At 32.2% G+C, this 2,018-nt stretch carries 4 protein-coding genes; 3 read left to right on the forward strand and 1 reads right to left on the reverse strand.

Annotated elements, in window-relative coordinates:
* Positions 1-22 precede the first annotated feature (22 nt).
* Genes moaC through AOG55_RS04345 form a run of 3 tightly spaced genes read left to right on the forward strand, consistent with a single transcriptional unit; the run spans position 23 to position 1,550 of the window.
* Complete coding sequence (moaC, locus tag AOG55_RS04335) at positions 23-463, forward strand: cyclic pyranopterin monophosphate synthase MoaC (protein WP_048101102.1); 441 nt, start codon at positions 23-25, stop codon at positions 461-463.
* Positions 453-917 carry a molybdopterin-binding protein gene (locus tag AOG55_RS04340; protein ID WP_054964203.1) on the forward strand — a complete coding sequence of 155 codons (465 nt, stop codon included), beginning with the start codon at positions 453-455 and terminating at the stop codon, positions 915-917. The genes moaC and AOG55_RS04340 overlap by 11 nt, the downstream gene beginning before the upstream one ends.
* A gap of 33 nt (positions 918-950) precedes the next feature.
* The gene (locus AOG55_RS04345) at positions 951-1,550 is read left to right on the forward strand and encodes an MBL fold metallo-hydrolase (RefSeq protein WP_054964202.1); all 600 of its coding nucleotides are present in this window, start codon (positions 951-953) and stop codon (positions 1,548-1,550) included.
* Here AOG55_RS04345 and AOG55_RS04350 read toward each other — a convergent pair whose 3' ends face one another.
* Complete coding sequence (locus AOG55_RS04350) at positions 1,551-1,964, reverse strand: HIT family protein (protein WP_054964201.1); 414 nt, start codon at positions 1,962-1,964, stop codon at positions 1,551-1,553. It abuts the gene before it with no gap.
* Positions 1,965-2,018 lie beyond the last annotated feature (54 nt).

The raw sequence follows: 2,018 nt of genomic DNA on the forward strand, positions 1-2,018 counted from the left end.
AATAATATGCTATTAATAATTTATGATAGACATATCTTCAAAAGAAATAGTTTTAAGGGAGGCAAGGGCCTCAGGATGCATAAGGCTTAAATCCGGCACTGTAAGGCAAATTTTAAACAAAAATGTAAAAAAGGGAGATGTCATTGAAACTGCCAGAATAGCAGGTACAATGGCCGTTAAAAATACTTCTGGAACAATACCATACTGCCATCCAGTTCCTGTTTCGTCAATAGATTTTGACTTTGAGATTCTGGATAATCAGATAAAATGCTCATGCACCGTTAAGGCCATTTACAGAACCGGGGTTGAAATGGAGGCCATTAATGGTGTGCTAACAGCATTATTAACTGTATGGGATATGGTAAAATACCTTGAAAAGGATGAAACAGGAAACTATCCCGAAACTTTAATCTCTGGAATAAAGGTTGATTATAAGAAAAAGGCTGAGATAAATGCACAGTGATGATATTGAATATAATTTAAGGTATAGAATAATAACCGTATCATCATCAAGAACCATTGAAAACGATATATCAGGTAATAAAATGGCAGAATTAATAGGAAAAACTTATGAAAGATCCATTGTTAAGGATGATGAAGTAGAAATTCTTGGTGAATTATTCTGCAATTATAATAAATTTGATGTTTTTATTTACATTGGTGGTACCGGCGCATCAAGACTTGATCAGACAAGCATTGCATTAAGGAAAATTGCTGATAAAGAATTTTCTGGATTTGGGGAGCTTTTTAGGGCAAAATCCGGTGGATATTTTCCATATATCTCCGATGCCTCAATGTTTACATACAAGAAAAAGATTATTTTTTCAATTCCCGGATCAGAGAATGCACAGCCGGTGGCGTATGAAATTATTTCAAGGATAGTGAATCATACATACCATGAGCTTACCAAGGAATGAAAATATTAATACATATTAAAGCCATTTAAATATATGATTTTTATTGAAAATATATTTAGCATAGAAAAAATGAAATCCCATGTATATGTCATAAATACTGGAAAAAATATTGTGCAGATAGATTCTGGCATTGAACAGGACGCTAAAAAGATAATAAATTTTTATGATTCCAAAAAATATGAGCCTGATTACATACTTATTACAGCAGTTGATTACCTTCATGTGGGTGCATTAAAGGAAATTTATGAAAAGTATAAACCAAAAATATATGTTAGCAAGTATGAAATGGATACGCTGAAGAATGGACTGCAGCTGAGGGGAATAGAGGAGATGGAGGGAAAGGGCCTTGAATTCGCCACTGTTAAGGCCTTTAATTCATATGCACGCCTCGATCTTGATGGTTTTGAAAAAATAGATACTCCTGGATATACAGACGGAAATGTTTCCATATACTATCATGATAAAAATGCATTGTTTACAGGTGATGCTGCATATGTGAAAAAAGGGAAATTGTATTTTGACCCAATGTTCGTGAAAAGTGAAAAACTGGCGGAGGAATCATTAAGTAAAATAGAAAAAATGAGGCCAGTTTATATATTTCCATCACATGGCGACCCGGCAGAATTAAAATAATTATTCAGTGAGCTCTCTTTTTATCCTTTCTAGGTATTCATCATTTACATCCATTATTTTTTTAACCCACCATTCATCGACGAAATTCAAATTATCATTCTCAATTCTTGGTATAATATGAACATGATAATGGAATACTGTCTGATTTGCAAGTTTACCATTTGAATTCATAATGTTAACATTATTAATTCCCCATTTTCTCTTAATAAGATCTGTAACTATCTTAACAGTTCTAAAAACATTTAATAATGTTTCATTGTCCATATCAAATATGTTCTCATAATGCCTTTTAGGAATAACAAGTATGTGCCCCCTCGATATTGGATATATGTCTAAAAACGCAAGTGTGTTATCATCCTCATATACCTTATAAGACCGTGCACGATTGGAAACTATATCACAGAATATACACATGAATAAATATTATTAATTAATATTTAATTTTATTTTATAATTTGCATGTGTTAA

The organism is Acidiplasma cupricumulans (genome assembly GCF_001402935.1).
GTDB lineage: Archaea > Thermoplasmatota > Thermoplasmata > Thermoplasmatales > Thermoplasmataceae > Acidiplasma > Acidiplasma aeolicum.